Origin of the sequence: Enterobacter cloacae complex sp. P24RS (assembly GCF_014982165.1) — a bacterium.
GTDB lineage: Bacteria > Pseudomonadota > Gammaproteobacteria > Enterobacterales > Enterobacteriaceae > Enterobacter > Enterobacter quasihormaechei.
The window spans coordinates 180,209-204,591 of the sequence record NZ_JADCKU010000007.1; the positions used below are offsets into that span (position 1 = coordinate 180,209).

22 protein-coding genes and 1 riboswitch are annotated in these 24,383 nt (G+C 58.6%); of the genes, 16 read left to right on the plus strand and 6 right to left on the minus strand.

The genetic code is table 11. The annotated features are described in order from the left end of the window. Window positions 1–146: 146 nt before the first annotated feature. From modA to modC, 3 genes are read left to right on the plus strand one after another with little or no spacing between them, the layout of a single operon-like run. Window positions 147–923 (plus strand): molybdate ABC transporter substrate-binding protein, encoded by a 777-nt coding sequence (modA, locus tag INF58_RS09990; protein ID WP_193527605.1) that lies wholly within the window; start codon window positions 147–149, stop codon window positions 921–923. Next, window positions 920–1,612 (plus strand): molybdate ABC transporter permease subunit, encoded by a 693-nt coding sequence (gene modB / locus INF58_RS09995; protein WP_063866136.1) that lies wholly within the window; start codon window positions 920–922, stop codon window positions 1,610–1,612. The genes modA and modB overlap by 4 nt, the downstream gene beginning before the upstream one ends. Continuing rightward, window positions 1,612–2,670: a molybdenum ABC transporter ATP-binding protein ModC gene (modC, locus tag INF58_RS10000; protein ID WP_112792583.1), complete on the plus strand. Its 1,059-nt coding sequence runs from the start codon at window positions 1,612–1,614 to the stop codon at window positions 2,668–2,670. The genes modB and modC overlap by 1 nt, the downstream gene beginning before the upstream one ends. On the opposite strand, the gene INF58_RS10005 is transcribed toward modC, so the two are convergent. After that, entirely contained in the window at window positions 2,671–3,489 is an 819-nt protein-coding gene (locus INF58_RS10005; protein WP_063449319.1) for a pyridoxal phosphatase, read from the minus strand. Window positions 3,490–3,609: 120 nt separating this feature from the next. Here INF58_RS10005 and pgl point away from each other — a divergent pair, with 120 nt between their 5' ends. Then, entirely contained in the window at window positions 3,610–4,605 is a 996-nt protein-coding gene (gene pgl, locus INF58_RS10010; protein ID WP_063449318.1) for a 6-phosphogluconolactonase, read from the plus strand. 90 nt (window positions 4,606–4,695) lie between these two features. On the opposite strand, the gene INF58_RS10015 is transcribed toward pgl, so the two are convergent. Then, window positions 4,696–5,979 (minus strand): putative acyl-CoA thioester hydrolase, encoded by a 1,284-nt coding sequence (locus tag INF58_RS10015; protein WP_063449317.1) that lies wholly within the window; start codon window positions 5,977–5,979, stop codon window positions 4,696–4,698. Window positions 5,980–6,202: 223 nt separating this feature from the next. Here INF58_RS10015 and hutI point away from each other — a divergent pair, with 223 nt between their 5' ends. The 5 genes from hutI to hutH all read left to right on the plus strand — a co-directional run bounded on the left by hutI (window position 6,203) and on the right by hutH (window position 12,448). Beyond that, complete coding sequence (gene hutI, locus INF58_RS10020) at window positions 6,203–7,426, plus strand: imidazolonepropionase (RefSeq protein WP_193527606.1); 1,224 nt, start codon at window positions 6,203–6,205, stop codon at window positions 7,424–7,426. Next, on the plus strand, window positions 7,423–8,361 hold the full coding sequence (gene hutG / locus INF58_RS10025; protein ID WP_193527607.1) for a formimidoylglutamase: 939 nt from the start codon (window positions 7,423–7,425) through the stop codon (window positions 8,359–8,361). Before hutI ends, hutG begins: the two co-directional genes overlap by 4 nt. Before the next feature lie 19 nt (window positions 8,362–8,380). Further along, entirely contained in the window at window positions 8,381–9,115 is a 735-nt protein-coding gene (locus INF58_RS10030; protein ID WP_064910803.1) for a histidine utilization repressor, read from the plus strand. A gap of 127 nt (window positions 9,116–9,242) precedes the next feature. Continuing rightward, complete coding sequence (gene hutU / locus INF58_RS10035) at window positions 9,243–10,931, plus strand: urocanate hydratase (RefSeq protein WP_193527608.1); 1,689 nt, start codon at window positions 9,243–9,245, stop codon at window positions 10,929–10,931. Further along, window positions 10,928–12,448 (plus strand): histidine ammonia-lyase, encoded by a 1,521-nt coding sequence (hutH, locus tag INF58_RS10040; protein ID WP_193527609.1) that lies wholly within the window; start codon window positions 10,928–10,930, stop codon window positions 12,446–12,448. The genes hutU and hutH overlap by 4 nt, the downstream gene beginning before the upstream one ends. Window positions 12,449–12,534: 86 nt before the next feature. On the opposite strand, the gene INF58_RS10045 is transcribed toward hutH, so the two are convergent. Both INF58_RS10045 and bioA read right to left on the minus strand, forming a co-directional pair. Beyond that, complete coding sequence (locus INF58_RS10045) at window positions 12,535–13,011, minus strand: kinase inhibitor (RefSeq protein ID WP_131636209.1); 477 nt, start codon at window positions 13,009–13,011, stop codon at window positions 12,535–12,537. Window positions 13,012–13,058: 47 nt separating this feature from the next. Further along, window positions 13,059–14,366: an adenosylmethionine--8-amino-7-oxononanoate transaminase gene (gene bioA / locus INF58_RS10050; protein WP_193033889.1), complete on the minus strand. Its 1,308-nt coding sequence runs from the start codon at window positions 14,364–14,366 to the stop codon at window positions 13,059–13,061. A gap of 68 nt (window positions 14,367–14,434) precedes the next feature. Between bioA and bioB the strand changes: the two genes are divergently transcribed. Genes bioB through bioD form a run of 4 tightly spaced genes read left to right on the plus strand, consistent with a single transcriptional unit; the run spans window position 14,435 to window position 18,062 of the window. Further along, on the plus strand, window positions 14,435–15,475 hold the full coding sequence (bioB, locus tag INF58_RS10055) for a biotin synthase BioB (RefSeq protein WP_063866146.1): 1,041 nt from the start codon (window positions 14,435–14,437) through the stop codon (window positions 15,473–15,475). Beyond that, window positions 15,472–16,629: an 8-amino-7-oxononanoate synthase gene (bioF, locus tag INF58_RS10060; RefSeq protein ID WP_193033890.1), complete on the plus strand. Its 1,158-nt coding sequence runs from the start codon at window positions 15,472–15,474 to the stop codon at window positions 16,627–16,629. The genes bioB and bioF overlap by 4 nt, the downstream gene beginning before the upstream one ends. Further along, on the plus strand, window positions 16,613–17,368 hold the full coding sequence (gene bioC / locus INF58_RS10065; protein ID WP_193033891.1) for a malonyl-ACP O-methyltransferase BioC: 756 nt from the start codon (window positions 16,613–16,615) through the stop codon (window positions 17,366–17,368). The genes bioF and bioC overlap by 17 nt, the downstream gene beginning before the upstream one ends. Beyond that, window positions 17,361–18,062 (plus strand): dethiobiotin synthase, encoded by a 702-nt coding sequence (bioD, locus tag INF58_RS10070; RefSeq protein WP_193527610.1) that lies wholly within the window; start codon window positions 17,361–17,363, stop codon window positions 18,060–18,062. The genes bioC and bioD overlap by 8 nt, the downstream gene beginning before the upstream one ends. On the opposite strand, the gene INF58_RS10075 is transcribed toward bioD, so the two are convergent. Further along, window positions 18,025–18,747: an ABC transporter ATP-binding protein gene (locus tag INF58_RS10075; RefSeq protein WP_193527611.1), complete on the minus strand. Its 723-nt coding sequence runs from the start codon at window positions 18,745–18,747 to the stop codon at window positions 18,025–18,027. The genes bioD and INF58_RS10075 overlap by 38 nt on opposite strands. A gap of 748 nt (window positions 18,748–19,495) precedes the next feature. On the opposite strand from INF58_RS10075, the gene uvrB reads away from it, so the two are divergent. Then, window positions 19,496–21,511, plus strand: coding sequence for an excinuclease ABC subunit UvrB (gene uvrB, locus INF58_RS10080; RefSeq protein WP_063449304.1), 2,016 nt, complete (start codon window positions 19,496–19,498; stop codon window positions 21,509–21,511). Window positions 21,512–21,600: 89 nt separating this feature from the next. On the opposite strand, the gene yvcK is transcribed toward uvrB, so the two are convergent. Beyond that, window positions 21,601–22,509: a uridine diphosphate-N-acetylglucosamine-binding protein YvcK gene (yvcK, locus tag INF58_RS10085; protein WP_063866505.1), complete on the minus strand. Its 909-nt coding sequence runs from the start codon at window positions 22,507–22,509 to the stop codon at window positions 21,601–21,603. A gap of 226 nt (window positions 22,510–22,735) precedes the next feature. Further along, a riboswitch (molybdenum cofactor riboswitch) is annotated at window positions 22,736–22,869 on the plus strand. Between yvcK and moaA the strand changes: the two genes are divergently transcribed. Then, window positions 22,857–23,846, plus strand: a complete 990-nt coding sequence (gene moaA / locus INF58_RS10090) for a GTP 3',8-cyclase MoaA (protein ID WP_193527612.1) — start codon at window positions 22,857–22,859, stop codon at window positions 23,844–23,846. (Overlaps the previous riboswitch by 13 nt.) A 24-nt stretch (window positions 23,847–23,870) precedes the next feature. Continuing rightward, complete coding sequence (gene moaB / locus INF58_RS10095) at window positions 23,871–24,383, plus strand: molybdenum cofactor biosynthesis protein B (RefSeq protein WP_063449302.1); 513 nt, start codon at window positions 23,871–23,873, stop codon at window positions 24,381–24,383.

The following is a 24,383-nucleotide window of genomic DNA, read 5'->3' on the forward strand; positions in this document are numbered from 1 at the left end:
TTTGCTCTCAAGTTTATTTCTCTCCCGCCGATATCTTTTACAACGTTCCTTGAGTTTACGCACTAATGGGTACGATTTAACGCTATGAACGCCTGTGATATATCGTTATATTTATTTGTATATAACGAAACGCACAGGAGCTTCAAATGGCACGTTCATGGGTACGCCTTTTCGCAGGGGCAACGCTGACACTCTCACTCACCGGCCACGCGCTGGCGGATGAAGGAAAAATCACGGTCTTTGCGGCGGCGTCGCTGACTAACGCGATGCAGGATATTGCTGCGGAATACAAAAAAGAGAAAAACGTCGAGGTTGTCTCGTCATTTGCCTCCTCTTCCACGCTGGCCCGCCAGATCGAAGCGGGGGCGCCTGCGGATCTGTTCATCTCTGCCGATCAGAAATGGATGGATTACGCGGTGGACAAGAAGTCTGTTGAAACGGCTACCCGCGAAACGCTGCTGGGCAATAGCCTGGTGGTGGTCGCGCCCGCAAACAGCAAGCAGGGCGACATTGCCATTAACAAACAGACGGACTGGACCCGTCTGCTGAACGGTGGCCGTCTGGCGGTGGGCGATCCGGAGCATGTTCCTGCCGGAATTTATGCGAAGGAAGCGCTGCAAAAGCTGGGCGCATGGGAGACCTTATCGCCTAAGCTGGCACCCGCAGAAGATGTGCGTGGCGCGCTGGCGCTGGTGGAGCGTAACGAAGCCCCGCTCGGGATTGTTTACGGCTCCGATGCCGTCGCCAGTAAAGGCGTGAAGGTAGTGGGTACCTTCCCGGAAGACTCGCATAAGAAAGTGGAATATCCTGTTGCGATAGTTGATGGACATAAAAATGCGACCGTGACGGCCTTCGTTGACTACCTGAAGGGGCCGGAAGCGTCCGCTATCTTTAAACGTTACGGATTTACGACTCACCAATGATATTGACCGAACCTGAATGGCAGGCCGTGCTGCTGAGCCTGAAAGTCTCTTCCCTGGCGGTTGCGCTGAGTTTGCCCTTTGGGGTGTTCTTTGCCTGGTTACTGGTTCGCGTGAAGTTTCCAGGCAAAGCCCTGCTCGACAGTGTTCTTCATCTTCCGCTCGTCTTGCCGCCTGTGGTGGTCGGTTATCTGCTGCTGATCTCCATGGGGCGACGCGGCGTTATCGGCGAATGGTTGTACGACTGGTTTGGCCTGACCTTTGCTTTCAGCTGGCGCGGCGCGGTGCTTGCCGCGGCGGTGATGTCTTTCCCGCTGATGGTGCGCGCTATCCGTCTGGCGCTGGAAGCGGTGGATATCCGGCTGGAACAGGCCGCCCGCACGCTGGGCGCAGGCCGCTGGCGGGTATTTCTGACCATCACCCTGCCGCTCACGTTACCGGGCATTATCGTCGGTACGGTGCTGGCCTTCGCCCGCTCGCTGGGCGAGTTTGGTGCGACTATTACTTTTGTATCAAACATTCCGGGCGAGACACGGACCATCCCGTCGGCGATGTATACCCTGATTCAGACGCCGGGCGGCGAAGGTGCGGCGGCCCGGCTGTGTATTATTTCGATTGTGCTCGCGCTGGTCTCGCTGCTGGTGTCGGAGTGGCTGGCGCGCCTCAGCCGTGAACGGATGGGGAAACCGTGATGCTGGAACTCAACTTTACGCAAACCCTGGGCAACCACACCCTGACGCTGAACGAAACGCTGCCTGCCAGCGGTATCACCGCGATTTTTGGCGTTTCCGGGGCGGGAAAAACGTCGCTGATAAATGCGATTAGCGGCCTGACGCGCCCCCAGTCTGGCCGCATTGTGTTAAATAACCGCGTCTTAAACGACGCGGAAAAGAAGGTATGCCTGTCACCGGACAAGCGCCGCATCGGCTATGTATTTCAGGATGCGCGCCTGTTTCCACACTACAGCGTGCGCGGTAACCTGCGCTACGGCATGGCAAAAAGCATGGCCGGACAGTTCGATAAGCTGGTGGCGCTGCTGGGTATCGAATCGCTGCTGGATCGTCTGCCTTCTTCGCTGTCGGGCGGCGAAAAACAGCGCGTGGCGATTGGCCGCGCTCTGTTAACCGCGCCGGAACTGCTGCTGCTGGATGAGCCGCTGGCCTCGCTGGATATTCCGCGCAAGCGCGAGCTGCTGCCTTACCTGCAACGTCTGGCGCGGGAAATCAACGTGCCCATGCTGTACGTCAGCCATTCGCTGGATGAGATCTTACATCTGGCCGATAAAGTGCTGGTGCTGGAAGCGGGGAGGGTGAAGGCCTTCGGCAATCTGGAAGAGGTGTGGGGCAGTAGCGTTATGCACCCGTGGCTGCCAAAGGAGCAGCAGAGCAGCATTCTGAAGGTGAGCGTACTGGAGCACCATCCGCACTATGCGATGACCGCCCTGGCGCTGGGCGATCAGCATCTGTGGGTTAACAAAATCGACACGCCGATTCAGTCGACGTTACGCATCCGCATTCAGGCGTCAGATGTCTCACTGGTCCTGCAACCGCCGTTGCAAACCAGTATCCGCAATGTGTTGCGCGCAAAAGTGGCGCAGTGTTTTGATGATAACGGCCAGGTAGAAGTGCAGCTGGAAGTGGGCAGCAGAACGCTGTGGGCGCGCATCAGCCCGTGGGCCAGGGATGAGTTAGGCATCAGGCCTGGCCTGTGGCTTTACGCGCAAATCAAGAGCGTCTCCATCACCGCCTGATTACAGCAGGTGGGTATAGATAAACTGCGCGATGCTGTCGGTGGTGTTATCGCCAATTACTACGTCAGCACGCGCTTTCACCGCGTCATCGGCGTTGCCCATCGCCACGCCCGTGCCGGCGGCTTCCAGCATGCTGATGTCGTTATAGTTATCGCCAAAGGCAATCACGTCCCGCATCGATCCGCCCTGAGATTCAACGAACTGGGTCAGACGTTTGCCTTTGCTGTTGCCTTTGCGGGCGATATCCACCTGATCGTGCCAGGACCATTCACATTCCAGACCCAGCGTATGCTCGACATGCTTCGCGAAGGTATTGAGTTTGCTGGTATCCTCATCGGTCAGGGCAAATTTCCAGATAGCCTCAACGTCTTCCGCCGCCCGGCGCAGGGAGGCAACCTGAGTGAACACCGGACGCTGCGCTTCCGGCAGGGACAGAGCCCAGTTGCTGGTGCGAATCACATGACCGGTAGGGCGTTCATACAGCATGGCGTTATCCACATACATCAGGCCATGAATTGCGTGCTCATCCAGTAAATCAATCAATTGCAGTGCCTGAGAAACAGGAAGCGGATCGGAGGTTAAAACCTTTTTTGCCTGATAATCATACAAATAGGTGCCATTACAGCAAATTGCAGGTGTATCTAAGCCCAGTGCCTGATAAAAAGGATGAATGGCAACGTGATGTCGACCCGTTACGATGAGGAGTTGATACCCCGCTTCCTGGGCTCGTTTGAGGGCTTCAAGGGAAGAGGGGAGCAAGGTTTTCTGCGGGGTAAGCAGTGTTCCGTCTAAATCCAGTGCAATCACTCGCGAGGTCATTTTTTCTTCCGGGTTAACGTTGAATTTAAGGTCTGTCGGGATGGTACACCGAGAGCGGAACCCTGCAAAATCCCGGACTACAATTCAGCATTCACCGTTAAAAAATAATCAGGAGTATTCATGAAACAAACCGTTTATACCGCCAGTCCTGAAAGTCAGCAGATCCATGTCTGGCGTTTGAATACAGAAGGTTCGCTTACGCTGGTTCAGGTTGTTGATGTGCCAGGCCAGGTTCAGCCGATGGTCGTCAGCCCGGATAAACGTTTTCTTTATGTCGGCGTGCGCCCGGAATTCCGCGTGCTGGCCTACCGAATCTCCCCGGATGATGGCGCCCTGACCTATACCGCAGAAGCCCCGCTGCCGGGCAGCCCGACCCATATTTCTACCGACCACAAAGGCAACTTTATCTTCAGCGGCTCCTACAATGCAGGTTGCGTGAGCGTTACCCGCCTGGAAGACGGTATTCCCGTTGAAACCGTCGACGTGGTCGAAGGGCTCGAAGGATGCCACTCCGCCAACATCTCGCCGGATAACCGTACGCTGTGGGTGCCCGCGCTGAAGCAGGATCGCATCTGCCTGTTTACCCTGAGCGATGACGGCCATCTGGTCGCGCAAAGCCCGGCGGAAGTCACCACCGTGGAAGGGGCAGGCCCGCGCCACATGGTCTTCCACCCTAATCAGCAGTATGCCTATGTCGTTAACGAGCTGAACAGCTCGGTAGACGTGTGGGAACTGAAAGATCCTAACGGGCAGATTGAGTGCGTACAGACGCTGGATATGATGCCATCTGACTTCTCCGACACGCGTTGGGCGGCAGACATTCATATCACGCCGGATGGCCGTCACCTGTATGCCTGCGATCGTACCTCCAGCCTGATCACTGTGTTCAGCGTCTCAGAAGACGGCAGCGTCCTGGCAGTTGAAGGCTTCCAGCCGACAGAAACCCAGCCGCGCGGCTTTAACGTCGACCACAGCGGCAAATACCTGATTGCTGCGGGGCAGAAATCCCACCACATCGCGCTGTATGAAATCACAGGCGTGCAGGGGCTGCTGGAAGAGAAAGGCCGCTATGCGGTCGGACAAGGTCCAATGTGGGTTGTGATTAACGCGCACTGATCCGCAGACGAAAAAAAACCTCGCCCATGCGAGGTTTTTTTATGTCTGGAGTAGGCCGGGTAAGGCGAAGCCGCCACCCGGCAAAACAGCTTACTGCTTCGGCTCAGCAACCACTTTACTGCCCAGACCGCGGTTGTTGTATTCCCACATGCGGTTGAAGTTAGCGTCGTTCAGGTTGCGCTGCACGTTCTCTTTATCATCCACCGTGCCCGTGTTGCCGGAGAATGGACGTTTCGAGATCGCCGCATCCGCCCACGGTTTCGCCATGTTAAAGCCTTCATTAATCACGCTGTCGCGGATCACGACCTGGCCATTGGTGGCAGAGTCTACGTCCAGAGAGCGACCAAGCTGGGCAACGCCATCGCCAGCCGCAGTAAAGCGGCTATTCACGGCCAGGAAACCATAGAACAGGTTGGACTGCGTGGCCGGCGCGAACACGTAACCTTCCTGCTGAGTACGTGAATTCACCACGCGGAAATCGGTGTTCTCAAACACCACCGCACCGCGGCCAGAGACCATATCCACGTCGCCTTCAACGTAGCTGTTGGTCACCAGAGTACGCGTCAGACGGTTGTTCTGAAGGGTGTTCTGCACGCCGCTGTTGGTCACGAAGAAGGTGTTCTGGCGGCCCAGAATATTGACGTTGTTAATCTGTACCTTGTCGCCATCGCTGCGCAGCGCCACGGCCTGGTGATTACCCGCGTCAACGCTGTCCCCCAGGGTGTTCTGAATGGTCAGGTTCTGCAATTGCAGGCCGTTGTTCTGTGACCAGAATACCGCAGAGCACATCACGCCAATGGTGGCGGCACGCTTGCTCTGGCAGTTATCAAACATATACCACGCCGGTTTACCTGGCATGTATTTACCGGCCGGGTTCACCAGATGACGCCAGGTGGTACTGTCGATTTCGGAATCAATCGCCAGGCCAATTTTCACGTCGACCGCTTTTTCACCCAGGCCGTAAAGCGTAATGCTTCCCGGCGCGGCAGGAACGTAAACGGTTCCTTCGTATTCACCCGGCAGGATGGCAATGTACTGACGAGATGCGCTGTGTTTGGTAATGGCAGCATCCACGGCTGCCTGAATGGAGGTGTGCGTCACGCCCTGCGCCCCGGCCGGACCCACGACGAAGTCTGGCTGTTTCGGCAGATTAATAGAAGAAGGCGTCCACGGGGCTGCATTAGGATCCATCGCCGAGAAGTAGTGCGCACGGGTGAAGTTCTTCGCTTCATCCGCTGACAGGATCGGACGGGAAGCGGTGCCCGGAGCAACCTGCTCAGAAGGTTGCTGATCCGGTGGAGTTGAACTGCAAGCGGATAAAGTCACGCCAAAGGCAAGTGCCAACGCCAGACGGGAAATCCTGGATATAGTCAAGGTAATGCTCCTGGGTATGCAAGTCTTATCTGGATAGACGAAATAGCCTGCTTTTTTATACTAAGTTGAGCGAAACGGGAAGATAAAAAGGGCAAAAGTTGCATTTTTGCCCTGAGGTGACGGGAAAGTCATCACAAATAAATAACATTTTCCCACAAGGCGGTTGACAGCAGGCGACAGATGAAAATAAATGTCTATACAACCCATGACAAGTGGAAGGCACATGCAGCAGCTTCATCCCGACGATGTGATATGGCGAAATGCGCGACTGGCAACCCTGGCCGCAGGCGAGCCGGAACCCTATGGCCTGAAGGAGCATCATGCCCTCGTCGTGCGCGGCCAGACGATCCTGGCCGTTATCCCTGATTCAGAGGTTCCCTCCGGGCATTCCCAGTGTGTCGATCTCCATGGACGTCTGGTGACACCCGGCCTGATTGATTGCCACACCCATCTGGTGTTCGGCGGCGATCGCGCAGCGGAATGGGAGCAACGGCTTAACGGCGTGTCGTATCAGCGTATCAGCGAGCAGGGCGGCGGCATTAACGCCACGGTCACGGCCACCCGCAACAGTTCGCCGGAAACGCTGCTGACCGTGGCACAGCAGCGGCTCCAGCGGCTGATGAATGAAGGCGTAACGACCGTTGAAATCAAATCGGGATACGGACTGAATGCCGAAGCCGAAGAGAAAATGCTGCGGGTTGCCCGCCAGCTCAGCCTGAACAATCAGGTCGATATCAGCCCGACGCTGCTGGCCGCGCACGCCGTCCCCGCGGAGTACCGACAGGATCCGGATGCTTATCTGACGCTGGTCTGTGAGCAGATCGTGCCCGCGCTGTGGCAAAAGGAGTTGTTTGAAGCGGTGGACGTGTTTTGTGAAAACGTTGGCTTTACGCCGGCGCAAACCGAGCGCCTGTTCCGGGCCGCCACCGCGCTCGGTATTCCGGTAAAAGGGCATGTGGAGCAACTGTCGAATCTGGGCGGTGCGGCGCTGGTCAGCCAGTATAAAGGGCTGTCGGCCGATCATATTGAGTATCTCGATGACGCGGGTATTCAGGCAATGGCGCAAAGCGGTACGGTGGCGGTATTGCTCCCCGGCGCGTTCTATTTTCTTCAGGAGCGCCAGCGTCCACCGGTGGCGCAGCTCAGAAAGCAGGGCGTGCCGATGGCCGTCGCCACCGACTACAACCCGGGCACCAGTCCGTTTGCCAGCCTGCATCTTGCGATGAACATGGCCTGCGTCCAGTTTGGCCTCACGCCGGAAGAGGCCTGGGCTGGCGTGACGCGTCATGCGGCGCAGGCGTTAGGACGTGGTGAGACGCACGGGCAGTTAAGGGCGGGTTATGTGGCTGATTTCGTCGTCTGGGAGGCGGACCATCCGGTTGAGATGGTTTATGAGCCGGGGCGGAATCCTTTATATCAACGCGTGTTTCGGGGGCAGGTAGCATGAAATTGTGGCATCCCGTTTCCCCTCAGGTGTGGCAGGGACGTGACGACAGCGCCGAGTCCAGCACCGCAAAACGTCTCTTCCAGACCATACAGCAGCGCGAACGCTTTTCACCCGTACCGTCGGGCATCGCCCTGATGGGCTTTGAATGTGATGAAGGGGTTAAGCGTAACCAGGGCAGGCCCGGCGCTGCACGGGCGCCCGATGCATTGCGCGGCGCGCTGGCGAACATGGCAAGCCATCAGGGACATGCGCGCCTCGTGGATATGGGCTCCATTTACGTTGAGGGCAACGCGCTGGAGGCGGCTCAGCAGGCGCTGAGCGAGGCCATAACCGCGTGCCAGCAATCCGGGATGCGTACTCTTGTTTTCGGCGGTGGACATGAAACCGCCTGGGCGCACGGGCGCGGCGTACTGGACGCTTTTCCACAGGATCGCGTTGCGGTGATTAACCTGGATGCGCACCTCGATTTGCGCAAGGCCGAGCGGGCCACCTCCGGCACGCCGTTCCGCCAGCTGGCGCAGTACTGCGCGTCGCAGTCGCGGGACTTTCTCTACGCCTGCCTGGGGGTCAGCCGCGCGGCGAATACTCAGGCGCTGTGGGAGGAAGCCGGGCGGCTGAACGTTACGCTGGTTGAAGATCTTGATTTTCGCCGCGACGCGTTATCCGCGCTGGATAGCGTGCTTGCGCAGGCAGATCGGGTTTATCTTACCGTTGACCTCGATGTGCTGCCCGCCGCAGAAATGCCCGCCGTGTCGGCCCCTGCGGCGTTGGGGATCCCGGCGCTGGATCTGTTACCAGTGATTGAGCGTATCTGCCGAAGCGGTAAACTACAGGCGGCGGATCTGGTGGAATATAATCCGCACTACGACCGGGACGGTCAGGGGGCGAAACTTGCAGCCCGACTGGCCTGGCAAATTGCTCACTGGTGGGCATAACCACATTACAGGAGTCAGCATGTTTTCACGCTCACCGCAGCAACCCTCCAGCCCACCCGCACCTTTTTATGAGAAGGTGAAAAAGGCGATCAGCGAAAAAATTGCTGCCGGCGTCTGGCGTCCGCACGATCGTATTCCCTCCGAAGCCGAACTGGTCGCACAGTTTGGCTTTAGCCGGATGACCATCAACCGGGCGCTGCGGGAACTTACCGATGAGGGATTGCTGGTGCGTTTGCAGGGCGTCGGGACCTTCGTGGCCGAGCCCAAAGGGCAGTCGGCGCTGTTTGAAATCCGCAGCATTGCCGATGAAATTGCCGCCCGTAACCATCAGCACCACTGCGAGGTGCTGGTGCTTGAAGAGACGCAGGCCAGCGCCGAGCAGGCCATCGAGCTGAACGTTAAAGAGGGCACGCGAATTTTTCATTCGGTGATGGTGCATTATGAGAACGACATTCCGGTCCAGATTGAGGATCGCTGCGTCAACGCGGAGCGGATACCGGACTACCTGAACCAGGATTACACCCAAACCACGCCGCATGCGTATCTCTCGCTCGTCGCCCCGCTGACGGAAGGGGAGCATATCGTGGAGGCCGTGCGTGCGACCCCGCAGGAGTGCGAGCTGTTGCGCATTAAAGAGCACGATCCCTGCCTGCTGATCCGCCGTCGAACCTGGTCGTCCACGCACATTGTGTCGCATGCGAAGCTGCTGTTCCCGGGGGATCGCTACCGGTTACAGGGCCATTTTATGTCATAAGTTTTATAAGCGTGATCGCTAACGCAATATAGCAAAATTGTATCTTTTTTGTTAAATCCGGCCTTGTGTGTGCTTGTCTATACAAGTATATCTAAATGCATCACCTGTCCCGAATGAGGAACACACAATGTCGTCAGATAAATACCGCAAGCAGGATGTCCGCGCCCCGCGCGGCACCACGCTCACCGCAAAAAGCTGGCTCACCGAAGCACCGCTGCGCATGTTGATGAACAACCTCGATCCTGAGGTGGCTGAAAATCCCCACGAGCTGGTGGTCTACGGCGGTATTGGCCGCGCCGCGCGCAACTGGGCGTGCTATGACGCCATTGTCGACTCTTTGACGAATCTCGAAAACGACGAAACGCTGCTGGTGCAGTCCGGCAAGCCGGTCGGCGTATTCAAAACCCATAAAAATGCGCCACGGGTGCTGATTGCTAACTCCAACCTGGTGCCGCACTGGGCGACGTGGGAGCACTTTAACGAGCTGGACGCGAAAGGGCTGGCCATGTACGGCCAGATGACCGCTGGCAGCTGGATCTACATCGGCAGCCAGGGGATTGTGCAGGGCACCTATGAAACCTTCGTGGAAGCGGGGCGTCAGCACTATAACGGCTCGCTGAAAGGCCGCTGGGTGCTTACCGCCGGACTGGGCGGCATGGGCGGTGCCCAGCCGCTGGCCGCAACGCTGGCGGGCGCGTGTTCGCTGAACATTGAATGCCAGCAGAGCCGCATTGATTTCCGTCTGCGTACCCGTTACGTCGATGAACAGGCCGACAACCTCGATGACGCACTGGCGCGCATCAAACGCTACACCGCCGAAGGAAAAGCGGTGTCGGTTGCCCTGTGCGGCAACGCGGCGGATATCCTTCCTGAACTGGTCGCGCGCGGCGTGCGTCCGGACCTGGTTACGGACCAGACCAGCGCCCACGATCCGCTCCACGGCTATCTGCCAAAAGGCTGGACGTGGGAAGACTACCAGCAAAAAGCAGAAATCGACCCTGAAGGTACGGTGCTGGCGGCGAAGCGTTCGATGGCGGAACACGTCTCCGCGATGCTGGCCTTCAGCCAGATGGGTATTCCAACCTTTGATTACGGGAATAACATCCGCCAGATGGCGAAAGAGATGGGTGTGAATAACGCCTTTGACTTCCCGGGCTTCGTGCCCGCCTATATTCGTCCGCTGTTCTGTCGCGGCATCGGGCCGTTCCGCTGGGTTGCCCTGTCCGGCGACCCGGAAGATATCTACAAAACCGATGCCAAAGTGAAGGAAATTGTTGCCGACGACGAACACCTGCACCGCTGGCTGGATATGGCGCGCGAGCGCATTAATTTCCAGGGCTTACCGGCGCGTATCTGCTGGGTCGGGCTGGAGTGGCGGCAAAAACTCGGCCTGGCCTTTAACGAAATGGTGCGCAGCGGTGAGGTCTCCGCGCCGATTGTTATTGGTCGCGATCACCTGGACTCCGGCTCCGTCGCCAGTCCGAACCGTGAAACCGAAGCCATGCGCGACGGCTCGGATGCGGTCTCCGACTGGCCGCTGCTGAATGCTTTACTGAATACCGCCAGCGGTGCGACCTGGGTGTCGCTACACCACGGCGGCGGCGTTGGGATGGGCTTCTCCCAGCACTCGGGGATGGTTATTGTCTGTGACGGTACCGACGAAGCGGCGGCGCGTATTGCCCGCGTACTGCATAACGACCCGGCAACCGGCGTGATGCGCCATGCGGATGCGGGTTACGAGATTGCCATTGATTGTGCCAAAGAGCAGGGTCTGAACCTGCCGATGATCCACGCCACACAAGGAAAGCCTGCATGAACGCCTTAACACTGACTCCCGGCTCTCTGACGCTCAAACAGCTGCGTAACGTCTGGCGTAAGCCGGTCACGCTCTCCCTTGACGAAAGCGCCCACCGTGCCATTAACGACAGCGTGGCTTGCGTAGAGGCGATTGTGGCAGAGGGACGCACCGCCTACGGGATTAACACCGGGTTTGGCCTGCTGGCGCAGACCCGCATCGCTACGCACGATCTGGAGAATCTACAGCGCTCGCTGGTGCTGTCGCACGCGGCGGGGGTTGGCCAGCCGCTGGATGATGAGATCGTCCGCCTGATGATGGTATTGAAAATCAATAGCCTGGCGCGCGGTTTTTCCGGCATTCGCCTGAGTGTGATCCAGGCGCTGATGGCGCTGGTCAATGCGGAAGTTTACCCGTGGATCCCGGCGAAAGGTTCCGTCGGGGCCTCCGGCGATCTGGCGCCGCTGGCGCATATGTCGCTGCTGCTGCTGGGGGAAGGCAAAGCGCGCTGGCAGGGCGCGTGGCTGCCTGCGAAAGAGGCGCTGGCAAAAGCCGGCTTAACCCCAATCACCCTCGCGGCAAAAGAGGGGCTGGCGCTGCTTAACGGCACCCAGGCGTCGACCGCTTTCGCGCTGCGCGGCCTGTTTGAAGCGGAAGATCTGTTCGCCTCCGCGGTGGTCTGCGGTGCGCTGACCACCGAAGCCGTGCTCGGCTCACGTCGTCCGTTTGACGCGCGTATTCACGCGGTGCGCGGCCAGCGCGGGCAGATTGATGCCGCCGCCATGTACCGCCACGTGCTTACCGACACGAGTGAGATTGCGGATTCACACCATAACTGTGAGAAGGTGCAGGATCCGTATTCCCTGCGCTGTCAGCCGCAGGTGATGGGCGCATGCCTGACGCAGTTGCGCCAGGCGGCAGAGGTGCTGCTGGTGGAGGCCAATGCGGTCTCCGACAACCCGCTGGTGTTTGCTCAGGAAAATGAGGTGGTTTCCGGCGGCAACTTCCACGCCGAGCCGGTGGCAATGGCGGCGGATAATATCGCGCTGGCGATTGCCGAAGTGGGCGCGTTGTCCGAACGTCGCATCGCGCTGATGATGGATAAACATATGTCCCAGCTGCCGCCGTTCCTGGTGCGCAACGGTGGGGTGAACTCGGGCTTTATGATCGCCCAGGTGACCGCCGCGGCGCTGGCAAGCGAGAACAAAGCGCTGTCGCATCCGCACAGCGTGGATAGCCTGCCAACCTCCGCGAACCAGGAAGATCACGTGTCGATGGCCCCGGCTGCCGGGCGTCGACTGTGGGAGATGGCCTCTAACACCCGTGGCGTGCTGGCAGTAGAATGGCTGGCGGCGTGTCAGGGTATCGATCTGCGCGAAGGGCTTAAATCCAGCCCGCTGCTGGAGCAGGCGCGTCATACGCTGCGCGAGCACGTTACGCACTACGATGATGACCGCTTCTTTGCGCCGGATATTGATAAGGCGATGCAGCTTCTGGAAGAAGGAACCCTTGCAGGACTGCTACCTTCCGTGCTGTGATTTTTTTGCCCGGTGGCGCTGCGCTTACCGGGCCTGCGAATGCGAAATGTAAGCCGGGTAAGGCGTAGCCGCCACCCGCCTTTTTTTTATGAATACATCGCCGTAATCGACGCGCTGCCCAGCGTATGGAAATGGACGTTGAAACCGACCATCGCGCCGCTTGCCTCTTCGTCGACCTCAATCTTGTCCACGTCCAGCGCGTGCACCGTGAAGATATAGCGGTGGGTTTCCCCTTTTGGCGGCGCCGCGCCGCCGTAGCCCGCTTTACCAAAGTCCGTGCGCGTCTGTATCGCGCCGTTTGGCAGGGCGACCAGGTCGGAGCCCGACCCCTGCGGCAGCACGCGCGTATCCGCAGGCAGGTTTGCCACCACCCAGTGCCACCAGCCGGAGCCGGTCGGGGCGTCCGGATCGTAGCAGGTCACCACAAAGCTTTTGGTTCCCGGCGGCACGTCGTCCCACGCCAGATGGGGAGAGATGTTATCCCCCTGATAGCCCATCCCGTTAAACACGTGACGTTCCGGCAGCTTTTCGCCGTCGCGCAAATCTTTACTGATGATTTTCATCCGATTTCCCTCGTTACTGACTCATTCAGAAAGTGTAACGCATGGGGCTAAATCGTGAAATGCGCTGGCATGTGAACGGCTTTGACCACTGCGTCGGTCAGTTTGCGTAACTGCTCCGGAGAAATGGTGTATGGCGGCATGAGGTAAATCAGCTTGCCGAAGGGCCGCACCCACACGCCCTGGTCAACGAAGAAGCGCTGCAATGCGGCCATGTTTACCGGATGCGTTGTCTCGATCACGCCGATGGCGCCCAGCACGCGGACGTCCGCAACGTATTCCGCTTTCGCCGCCGCGCTTAGCTGCTGCTTCAGCTGCGCCTCAATCGCCGCCACCTGCGCCTGCCACTCGCCGCTTTCCAGAATGGCGAGGCTTTCGCTTGCCACGGCGCAGGCCAGCGGGTTGCCCATAAACGTCGGGCCGTGCATAAAGCAGCCCGCGTCGCCGTCGCTGATGGTGTCGGCAACATGCCGGGTGGTGAGCGTGGCGGAGAGCGTCATGGTGCCGCCGGTCAACGCTTTACCCAGGCACAAAATATCCGGTGCGATCCCCGCATGTTCGCAGGCGAAAAGCTTCCCGGTGCGGCCAAAGCCGGTGGCAATCTCATCGGCAATCAGCAGAATACCTTCGCGGTCGCACATCTTGCGAATGCGCTTCAGCCACTCGGGGTGGTACATCCGCATTCCGCCCGCGCCCTGCACAATCGGTTCGAGAATAACGGCGGCAATTTCATGGCGATGGGCCGCCATCAGCCGCGCGAAGCCCACCATGTCCCTCTCGTCCCATTCGCCGTCAAAGCGGCTTTGCGGAGCCGGGGCAAACAGGTTTTCCGGCAGATAGCCTTTCCACAGGCTGTGCATGGAGTTGTCCGGATCGCACACCGACATCGCCCCGAAGGTGTCGCCGTGATAGCCGTTGCGGAAGGTGAGAAACCGCTGGCGCGTTTCGCCCTTCGCATGCCAGTACTGCAACGCCATTTTCATCGCCACCTCCACGGCTACCGAGCCGGAATCTGCAAGGAACACGCACTCCAGCGCGTCGGGGGTCATTGCGACCAGGCGGCGACACAGATCGACCGCAGGCTGATGGGTGATCCCGCCAAACATCACGTGTGACATCCGGTCAATCTGCGCCTTCATCGCCGCGTTCAGCCGCGGGTGGTTGTAGCCATGGATCGCCGCCCACCAGGAGGACATTCCGTCAACCAGCCGCTCGCCGCTGGCGAGATGCAGCTCGCAGCCGTGGGCAGAGGCCACCGGATAGACGGGAAGGGGGCGGGTCGTAGAGGTGTAAGGGTGCCAGATATGCTGCTTGTCGAAGGCGAGATCGTCCTGGGTCATAATCGACTTGTAAACCATTTTGAAAAGTTTTAGGTTTACAAGTATAAACCGAACCGACAATTAACAAAACCCTTTGGAGAAGCCCGATGGCTCACCACGCACGCTGGACGATGTCGCAAGTCACTGAATTATTCAATAAACCTTTTCTGGAGCTGATGTTTGAAGCGCAACAGGTGCACCGCCAGCACTTCGATCCTCGGCATGTGCAGGTCAGCACGCTGCTGTCGATCAAAACCGGGGCCTGCCCGGAAGACTGCAAATATTGCCCGCAAAGCGCGCGCTACAAAACCGGTCTCGAATCCGAACGCCTGATGGAAGTTGAGCAGGTGCTCGACTCCGCGCGTAAGGCCAAAAACGCCGGCTCGACCCGCTTCTGCATGGGCGCCGCGTGGAAAAATCCACATGACCGCGACATGCCCTATCTGGAGCAGATGGTGAAGGGCGTGAAGGAGATGGGGCTTGAGGCCTGCATGACCCTCGGCACGCTGAACGAGGAGCAGGCGCAGCGCCTCTCGGCGGCGGGGCTGGATTACTACAACCACAATCTTGATACCTCGCCAGAATTTTACGGGAATATCATCACCACGCGCACCTATCAGGAGCGTCTGGACACGCTGGATAAAGTGCGCGATGCGGGGATCAAGGTCTGTTCCGGCGGTATCGTGGGGCTGGGCGAGACGGTAAAAGATCGTGCCGGCCTGCTTTTACAGCTGGCGAACCTGCCGACCCCGCCGGAAAGCGTGCCCATCAACATGCTGGTGAAGGTAAAAGGCACGCCGCTGGCGGATAACGAGGACGTGGATGCCTTCGATTTTATCCGCACCATCGCGGTGGCGCGCATCATGATGCCGACCTCCTACGTGCGCCTCTCTGCCGGTCGCGAGCAGATGAGCGAGCAGACCCAGGCGATGTGCTTTATGGCCGGGGCCAACTCTATTTTCTACGGCTGCAAGCTCCTGACCACGCCGAACCCGGAAGAGGACAAAGACGTCCAGCTGTTCCGCAAGCTGGGGCTGAACCCGCACCAGACAGAGGTGCTGGCGGGGGATAATGAGCAACAGCAGGAGCTGGAGCAGCAGATTTTCAACGCCGACACCGACCAGTTCTACAACGCGGCAGCCGTATGACCTGGCAGGCACGTATCAATTCCGCGCTCGACGAGCGTCGGGCAGCGGATGCGTTTCGGGTACGCGGGGTAGTGGAAAACGGCGCAGGCCGTTTTCTCACCCGGGAAGGCCGGCGGTTCTGTAATTTCTCCAGCAATGATTATCTTGGCCTGAGCCAGCACCCGCAGATCGTTCGCGCCTGGCAGCAGGGCGCGGAACGATACGGCGTGGGCAGCGGTGGCTCCGGGCACGTCAGCGGCTACACCACGGCGCATCAGGCGCTGGAGGAGGCGCTGGCCGACTGGCTGGGTTACCCGCGAGCGCTGCTGTTTATCTCCGGTTTTGCCGCGAATCAGGCGGTCATTGCCGCCCTGATGGGCAAAGACGACCGCATTGTCGCGGACCGCCTGAGCCATGCCTCCCTGCTTGAAGCGGCACACCTCAGCCCGGCACAGCTGCGGCGTTTTGCCCATAACGATGCCGCTCAGCTGAACGTCCTGCTGGGGAAACCCTGCGCAGGGCTTCAGCTGGCGGTAACGGAAGGGATCTTTAGCATGGATGGCGACAGCGCGCCCCTTGCCGCGCTGCACGACGCCGCAAAGCAGCAGAACGCCTGGCTGCTGGTTGACGATGCCCACGGCATTGGCGTTACCGGCGAGGAGGGACGCGGAAGCGCTTATCAGCAGGGCGTCAGGCCGGAACTGCTGGTGGTCACCTTTGGAAAAGGCTTTGGCGTCAGCGGCGCCGCGGTGTTATGCAGCGAGCCGGTGGCCGACTACCTGATGCAGTTCGCCCGACACCTGATCTACAGCACCAGCATGCCCCCGGCGCAGGCCGTGGCGCTGTCTGCCTCGCTGGACGTGATCCGCGGCGAGGATGGCGCTGAACGCCGCGCGCGCCTGGCTGAACATATTCAGCGTTTTCGTCGGGGAGTCAGCGAGCTTTCTTTCCGGCTAACCGACTCCCGCAGCGCCATTCAGCCCGTAATGGTGGGTGAAAACCCGCGCGCGCTGGCGCTGGCACAGATGCTGCGAGAACGCGGGCAGTGGGTAACGGCGATCCGTCCGCCCACCGTGCCGCCGGGTACGGCGCGTTTGCGTCTGACGCTCACGGCAGCGCACGAGCCGCAGGATATCGATACGCTTCTGGAGGCTCTGCATGTCTCCTGTCAATAAACAGGCCATTGCCGCCGCGTTTGGCCGTGCAGCGCAAAGCTATTCCCGGCACGATGAGCTGCAACGCCTGAGCGCGCGCGGGCTGCTGGCCGCGCTCGGCGAGAGCCGGTTTGCGCAGGTGCTGGACGCTGGCTGCGGGCCAGGAGGCAACAGCCGCTACTGGCGCGCAGCGGGCAGCCACGTGACGGCGCTGGATTTATCCGCGCAGATGCTGGATGAAGCCCGCCAGCAGCAGTCAGCAGACCGCTATCTGGTGGCCGACATCGAGGCCATTCCGCTGGAGGATGCCCAGTTTGACCTCGTCTGGAGCCATCTGGCGGTGCAGTGGTGCGCCAGCCTGCCGCAGGCGCTACGCGAGCTTTACCGCATGGCGCGTCCCGGCGGAACGGTGGCCTTTACCACCCTGCTGGAAAGTTCGTTGCCGGAGCTGAATCAGGCGTGGAAGGCGGTGGACGAGCAGCCGCACGCCAACCGGTTTCTCGCTCACGAGCAGGTCATTCAGGCGCTGGCAGGCTGGCGCTATCGCAGCGTGGTCCAGACCGTCACCCTCGAATTTAGCGATGCGTTAAGCGCCATGCGCTCTCTTAAGGGCATAGGCGCTACGCACCTGCACGCCGGGCGGGAGAAGAAACCCCTTACCCGCGGCCAGCTCCAGCGTCTGGAGCTGGCGTGGCCGCAGGAACGGGGCCAGTTCCCGCTCTCTTATCATCTTTTTCATGGGATTATTGAACGTGACTGAACGTTATTTTGTTACCGGCACGGACACTGAAGTCGGTAAAACCGTTGCCAGCGCCGCGCTGTTGCAGGCGGCGCGTCTGCTGGGAAAAACGACGGCGGGGTATAAGCCTGTGGCCTCCGGCAGCGAGATGACGCCGGAAGGCTTACGCAATACCGATGCGCTGGCGCTACAGCGTAACAGCAGCCTTGCGCTGGCCTATTCTGCGGTAAATCCTTATACCTTTGCTGAACCCACCTCGCCGCACATCGTCAGCGCTGATGAAGATCGGCCGATTGATTTTTCGGTTCTCTCTTCCGGGTTACGCGCTCTGGAAACGCAGGCCAGCTGGGTGCTGGTGGAAGGGGCCGGTGGCTGGTTCACCCCGCTGACTGACGAGCAGACGTTTGCTGACTGGGTGCAGGCCGAACAGCTTCCGGTCATTCTGGTGGTGGGCGTGAAGCTTGGCTGCATCAACCACGCCATGCTGACCGCGCAGGCGGTGCAGCAGGCCGGGTTGCGTCTGGCTGGGTGGATTGCCAACGACGTGGTTGCGCCGGGCAAACGTCATGCTGAGTATCTGGCGACGCTGAAGCGAATGCTGCCTGCGCCGTTCCTCGGGGAGATCCCGTGGCTTGCCGACGGCGCAGAGCAGGCGGAAACCGGACGCTATCTTGACCTCAGCGCCTTATGTCCCGCGCCATCCAATGCGCAATAAGATCGTCATCCAGCTCGTTAACGTGGCCCTGCGCCACGTTACGCCCGCGATAAAGCATGCAGAAGCGATCCGCGACCCGGCGGATGAACGACAGCTGTTGCTCTGCTAACAGCACCGTCATGCCCAGCTCCCGATTTAGCCGCACCAGCAGTTGCCCGAGCCTGCGGGCAAAACGTTGACCTGCGCCATGCATAGGCTCGTCCAGGATCAGCACGCGCGGGCGATTAACCAGCGCGCTGGCGAGGGCGAGCTGATACTGGTCATCAGGGGATAGCGTAGAGGCCCGCATCTGTCGCAGCGTATAAAGCTCCGGAAACAGGGCGTATACCTCATTTTTTAATGCCGGATCGGGTTTCCCCGTCGCCCGCATGGCGATATGCAAATTTTCATCGACGGTCAGTTGGGAAAATATCCGCCGGTCCTGCGGGACGTAGCCTATCGTTGGCGTCGCAGGACATTCTGAGGCAGGGCTGAGCAAATTTCGCGGCGGTGCACCGGCCTCGTGCCAGATGATGGTGCCGCTCTCGACGGGCACTTTCCCGGTAATGCAGTTCATGAGCGTGGATTTACCCATACCAGGCAGGCCAACGATGCCTGTACAGATGCCTTGCGGGAAATCGATGTTTACGTTCCATAGCGTATGTTGGCTTCCGTAAAACTGATTTACAGCACGCAGACTCAACATCTTTCTCTCCTTAAAAATGTGTGGGGTGATGCTCAGATTGATATCTGCAAAACGCCTGCCAGGAACTTCATAATGATTAAAAAAAGGCCGTTTTTAGGAATAACTCACTACTAAAAGCGCAACGTTTGTTCGAAATGCACGCTTCCGGTGCCGTGCATGTCGAATTGTGGTGCAGTGAAAATGACGGAAATGTGATTAAGATCTCGCCAGACGCTTATGAAAAAATGAACGTTTTCCAGGCAAAAAAGAGTGATAAAAATATTTTATTGCCGCTTCGTGGGAAAAACCGGGAATTTGCGGGAGTGCATGCTGTACGGGCTGGAGGCAGTTATCCACTATTCCTGTGGATAACCTTGTGCATTAGAGTTAGAAAACACGCGATAAGCGAGAGAATACGCGGGTTACGCCCAAATTGATGCGAAACGCGGCTTTAGGAAATAGTCTATATTTTTTAACGAATTAGATAAAAGCAATTCCCTCAATCCTGGCGAGACCTGTTGCCATAAAACTTTCATAACTGCCCTTGACAAATGTTAAAAAAGTAATAGTTCTGGGGATAACCCCCTGAGGCTGGTGTTTTATAGGGTCACAGTCGAAATTTGGCTCGCGAACGCACTCATCCTCTCCGTGCTACGCTAAATATCCTGACACGCTACTGGTTTTTCATCCAGTGTTTTTTACTGGCAATCCTGGCCACAACGAGTAAAATTACTCACCTGCCGCTTATTCTGTCATCAGGTCGTCGCCAATGAGTAAACCGTTCAAACTGAATTCTGCTTTCCGTCCTTCCGGGGATCAGCCCGAGGCCATTCGTCGCCTGGAAGAGGGGCTGGAAGACGGGCTGGCGCACCAGACCCTGCTGGGGGTAACCGGTTCGGGTAAAACCTTCACCATTGCCAACGTCATTGCCGATCTCCAGCGTCCGACGATGGTCCTCGCGCCGAACAAAACGCTGGCGGCGCAGCTGTATGGTGAGATGAAAGAGTTCTTCCCGGAGAACGCGGTGGAATATTTCGTCTCTTACTACGACTACTACCAGCCGGAAGCCTACGTTCCCAGCTCTGACACGTTTATCGAGAAAGATGCCTCGGTGAACGAACATATCGAGCAGATGCGTTTGTCTGCGACCAAGGCGCTGCTTGAGCGTCGCGATGTGGTGGTGGTGGCCTCGGTGTCGGCGATTTACGGCCTGGGCGATCCGGATCTCTATCTCAAGATGATGCTGCACCTGACGCAGGGGATGATCATCGATCAGCGGGCGATTTTGCGCCGTCTGGCGGAGTTGCAGTACACCCGTAACGATCAGGCGTTCCAGCGCGGGACCTTCCGCGTGCGCGGTGAGGTGATTGATATCTTCCCGGCGGAATCGGACGACATGGCGCTGCGCGTTGAGCTGTTCGACGAAGAGGTTGAACGCCTGTCGCTGTTCGATCCGCTGACCGGCCACGTCGAGTCGGTGATCCAGCGCTTCACCATCTACCCCAAAACGCACTACGTGACGCCACGCGAGCGTATCGTGCAGGCGATGGAAGAGATCAAAGGCGAGCTGGCGGACCGCCGCAAGGTGCTGCTGGCGAACAATAAGCTGCTGGAAGAGCAGCGCCTGAGCCAGCGTACCCAGTTCGATCTGGAGATGATGAACGAGCTGGGCTACTGCTCCGGCATTGAAAACTACTCGCGCTACCTCTCCGGGCGCGGGCCAGGTGAAGCGCCGCCAACGCTGTTCGACTACCTTCCGGCGGACGGCCTGCTGGTGATCGACGAATCTCACGTTACGATCCCGCAGATCGGCGGGATGTATCGCGGTGACCGGGCGCGTAAAGAGACGCTCGTGGAGTACGGCTTCCGTCTGCCGTCGGCGCTGGACAACCGTCCGATGAAGTTTGAAGAATTTGAGGCGCTCGCCCCGCAGACCATCTACGTATCGGCAACGCCGGGCAACTACGAACTGGAAAAATCCGGTGATGACGTGGTGGACCAGGTGGTGCGTCCGACCGGGCTGCTGGATCCGATTATCGAGGTGCGGCCCGTGGCGACGCAGGTGGACGATCTGCTCTCGGAAATCCGTGCCCGTTCCGCCATCAACGAGCGCGTGCTGGTGACCACGCTCACCAAACGTATGGCGGAAGATTTGACGGAGTATCTGGAAGAACACGGCGAGAAGGTGCGGTATCTGCACTCGGATATTGATACCGTGGAGCGTATGGAGATCATCCGCGACCTGCGCCTGGGCGAGTTCGACGTGCTGGTAGGTATCAACCTTCTGCGAGAAGGTCTGGATATGCCGGAAGTGTCGCTGGTGGCGATTCTGGACGCCGACAAAGAGGGTTTCCTGCGTTCTGAGCGCTCGCTGATCCAGACCATTGGCCGCGCCGCGCGTAACGTCAACGGGAAGGCGATTCTGTACGGGGATAAAATTACCCCGTCGATGGCCAAAGCCATTGGCGAAACGGAGCGCCGTCGCGAGAAACAGCAGCGCTACAACGAAGAGCACGGCATCACGCCGCAAGGGCTGAACAAGAAGGTGGTGGATATCCTGGCGCTGGGTCAGAACATAGCGAAGACCAAAGCGAAAGGCCGCGGCAAGGCCCGTTCAGTGGTGGAAGAGGATACCGTTGCGCTGACGCCGAAAGCGTTGCAGCAGAAGATCCACGAGCTGGAAGGGCAGATGATGCAGCACGCGCAGAACCTGGAGTTCGAAGAGGCTGCGCAAATCCGCGATCAGCTGCATCAGCTGCGGGATCTGTTTATTGCGGCATCGTGAGTTTTTTGCCCGGTGGCGCTGCGCTTACCGGGCCTACAGGTTTCGCGTCTTTTGTAGCCCCGGTAAGCGCAGCGCCACCGGGGTTTTTGTTAACCCAATTCCTGAATCGCTTTCTCCAGCGCCTCGCGCAGCAGGTGGCGGTCGTGACGATATTTAATATCGCTGGCTTCCAGCGGCTCCTGCACCACCACGCGATCGCCAATCCCTGACACATCCACTTTCGGCCCAACCACGACACCGTCGATAATTTTCTTACCGACGTACTGTTCCATCAGGTTCAGCTTGTCCGCCAGCGACAGGCTCGCCGCCGCCGGGCTAAGTTCGCGGCCTAAATTACCGATATAGACCATGGGTGCAGGCGTTCTGCGCAGCGCCTGCGCCAGCTCTTTGACCAGCAGGAGCGGCATCAGGCTGGTGTAAAAACTCCCCGGCCCAATCAGGATCAGATCGGCCTCGCCAATCGCTTCAACCGCTTCCCGCGTCGCGGGTACGCTGGGGTAGGTCATCAGCTCTTTTGGCGGCAGGAGAAGCTGGTCGATATTCACTTCACCATACACTTCGTGATCGTCGGCATCGATCGCCATCAAATCTACCGGCTGTTCGGACATCGGGATCAGAAACGCATCCACCTTAAGCAGGTTACGAATTAAATTGATCGCTTCCAGAGGGCGCACGCTCAGGTGGTCCAGGGCCTTTAACATCAGATTTCCAAGGTTATGGCCGGAAAGTTCGCCATTACCGCCAAAACGGTACTCAAACATCGCTGAAGCCACGCTGGGCTCCGTAATGAGCTGGTTAAGGCAGTTGCGCATGTCACCCCAGGCGATCCCGCCTTCAGCACGTCGGATCCGCCCGGTTGAGCCGCCGTTATCCGTTGTTGTCACAATGCCCGTCAGGCGTGAACCCAGTGACGATAACGACGACATGACCCGTCCCAGACCGTGACCCCCGCCAAGAGCGACCACGCGGTCCAGATCCGCAAAAGTGCGATTGCGCATACCCATTCCTTATCCTGTTTAGCTTGCGTCACAGTAACGCAACTACTCCTAAAAGACGATGCCTCTCACAATCCATAATGACGTATATCAATGCGAAAGCGCGGTTTTTGCGTATTCTGTAGGGAAAATGCACGATAACATCGTTATGTATAAGATTATATAGCGAAAAGCGACAATGGCGAAGTGGCGATTTCCACGCTACTATCGCCATAACCACGTTTTCAAAACTGAAAACATACACTCTAGCCCTGGCGCCTGTGTCGAGAGATATGGCGCCCTGGCCGTGGCGGATTTGCCACCAGGGTACAGAAAGAAATGACTGTGCCTCCCGATCTGGAAAGGTGTACATGGCTTCACAACTTACTGATGCTTTCGCGCGTAAGTTTTTCTACTTACGTTTGTCGATTACCGACGTGTGCAACTTCCGTTGCACCTACTGCCTGCCCGATGGCTACAAGCCCGGCAGCGTCACCAACAACGGCTTTCTCTCCGTGGATGAAGTACGCCGCGTCACGCGTGCGTTCTCGGAACTCGGCACGGAAAAAGTGCGTCTGACCGGGGGAGAGCCTTCCCTGCGTCGTGATTTCCCTGACATCATCGCCGCCGTGCATGAAAACGAACGTATCCGCCAGATTGCGGTGACCACCAACGGCTACCGCATGGCGCGTGACGTAGCGAACTGGCGCGATGCGGGTCTGACGGCGATTAACGTCAGCGTTGATAGCCTTGACGCCCGTCAGTTCCACGCGATTACCGGCCAGGACAAGTTCCGCCAGGTGATGGACGGCATCGATGCCGCGTTCACCGCCGGTTTCGATAAGGTCAAAGTCAATACCGTGTTGATGCGTGATGTGAACCATCATCAGCTGGACACCTTCCTGGCGTGGATCAAACCGCGCCGCATTCAACTGCGTTTTATTGAGCTGATGGAGACCGGTGAGGGCAGCGATCTGTTCCGTCGGCATCACATCTCCGGCATGGTGCTGCGCGACGAGCTGCTGAAACGCGGCTGGATCCACCAGATCCGCCAGCGCAGCGACGGCCCGGCGCAGGTCTTTTGTCACCCGGACTACGAAGGCGAAATCGGCCTGATCATGCCCTATGAGAAAGACTTCTGTGCCAGCTGCAACCGCCTGCGCGTCTCCTCCGTTGGCAAGCTGCACCTCTGCCTGTTCGGGGATGGTGGCGTAGAACTGCGCGATTTGCTGGAAGACGATGCCCAACAGGGCGCACTTGAAGCACGCATTTCCGAGGCGCTGACGCACAAAAAGCAGACCCATTTCCTGCATCAGGGCAACACCGGCATTACTCAGAACCTGTCCTATATCGGCGGGTAATCAGGCTTTAGAAGGAACCAGAAGATGAGTCAGGTAAGCGCGGAATTTATCCCGACACGCATTGCTATTCTTACCGTTTCCGATCGTCGTGGTGAAGAGGATGATACCTCCGGCCACTGGCTGCGCGAGGCGGCACACGAAGCCGGACACCAGATTGTTGATAAAGCGATCGTCAAAGAGAACCGTTACGCCATTCGTGCGCAGGTTTCGCAGTGGATTGCGAGTGACGACGTCCAGGTGGTGCTGATCACCGGCGGCACCGGCTTTACCGCAGGCGACCAGGCGCCAGAAGCGCTGCTTCCGCTGTTCGATCGCGAAGTGGAAGGCTTCGGCGAAGTGTTCCGCATGCTCTCGTTTGAAGAGATTGGCACCTCTACGCTCCAGTCCCGTGCCGTAGCGGGGATGGCGAACAATACGCTGATTTTCGCCATGCCGGGCTCGACCAAAGCCTGCCGCACCGCGTGGGAAAATATTATTGCCCCGCAGCTGGATGCCCGCACCCGTCCGTGTAATTTCCATCCTCATTTAAAGAAATAA

What these genes read in the sequence shown, in the direction of transcription:
- INF58_RS10005 (WP_063449319.1), bottom strand. Translation starts at nt 3,489, where the DNA reads ATGACCTCGCGAGTGATTGCACTGGATTTAGACGGAACACTGCTTACC.
- bioB (WP_063866146.1), top strand. Translation starts at nt 14,435, where the DNA reads ATGGCTCACCACGCACGCTGGACGATGTCGCAAGTCACTGAATTATTC.
- hutU (WP_193527608.1), top strand. Translation starts at nt 9,243, where the DNA reads ATGTCGTCAGATAAATACCGCAAGCAGGATGTCCGCGCCCCGCGCGGC.
- moaB (WP_063449302.1), top strand. Translation starts at nt 23,871, where the DNA reads ATGAGTCAGGTAAGCGCGGAATTTATCCCGACACGCATTGCTATTCTT.
- hutH (WP_193527609.1), top strand. Translation starts at nt 10,928, where the DNA reads ATGAACGCCTTAACACTGACTCCCGGCTCTCTGACGCTCAAACAGCTG.
- bioC (WP_193033891.1), top strand. Translation starts at nt 16,613, where the DNA reads ATGTCTCCTGTCAATAAACAGGCCATTGCCGCCGCGTTTGGCCGTGCA.
- hutI (WP_193527606.1), top strand. Translation starts at nt 6,203, where the DNA reads ATGCAGCAGCTTCATCCCGACGATGTGATATGGCGAAATGCGCGACTG.
- uvrB (WP_063449304.1), top strand. Translation starts at nt 19,496, where the DNA reads ATGAGTAAACCGTTCAAACTGAATTCTGCTTTCCGTCCTTCCGGGGAT.
- bioA (WP_193033889.1), bottom strand. Translation starts at nt 14,366, where the DNA reads ATGGTTTACAAGTCGATTATGACCCAGGACGATCTCGCCTTCGACAAG.
- hutG (WP_193527607.1), top strand. Translation starts at nt 7,423, where the DNA reads ATGAAATTGTGGCATCCCGTTTCCCCTCAGGTGTGGCAGGGACGTGAC.
- moaA (WP_193527612.1), top strand. Translation starts at nt 22,857, where the DNA reads ATGGCTTCACAACTTACTGATGCTTTCGCGCGTAAGTTTTTCTACTTA.
- pgl (WP_063449318.1), top strand. Translation starts at nt 3,610, where the DNA reads ATGAAACAAACCGTTTATACCGCCAGTCCTGAAAGTCAGCAGATCCAT.
- INF58_RS10045 (WP_131636209.1), bottom strand. Translation starts at nt 13,011, where the DNA reads ATGAAAATCATCAGTAAAGATTTGCGCGACGGCGAAAAGCTGCCGGAA.
- INF58_RS10030 (WP_064910803.1), top strand. Translation starts at nt 8,381, where the DNA reads ATGTTTTCACGCTCACCGCAGCAACCCTCCAGCCCACCCGCACCTTTT.
- modB (WP_063866136.1), top strand. Translation starts at nt 920, where the DNA reads ATGATATTGACCGAACCTGAATGGCAGGCCGTGCTGCTGAGCCTGAAA.
- modA (WP_193527605.1), top strand. Translation starts at nt 147, where the DNA reads ATGGCACGTTCATGGGTACGCCTTTTCGCAGGGGCAACGCTGACACTC.
- INF58_RS10075 (WP_193527611.1), bottom strand. Translation starts at nt 18,747, where the DNA reads ATGTTGAGTCTGCGTGCTGTAAATCAGTTTTACGGAAGCCAACATACG.
- bioF (WP_193033890.1), top strand. Translation starts at nt 15,472, where the DNA reads ATGACCTGGCAGGCACGTATCAATTCCGCGCTCGACGAGCGTCGGGCA.
- yvcK (WP_063866505.1), bottom strand. Translation starts at nt 22,509, where the DNA reads ATGCGCAATCGCACTTTTGCGGATCTGGACCGCGTGGTCGCTCTTGGC.
- modC (WP_112792583.1), top strand. Translation starts at nt 1,612, where the DNA reads ATGCTGGAACTCAACTTTACGCAAACCCTGGGCAACCACACCCTGACG.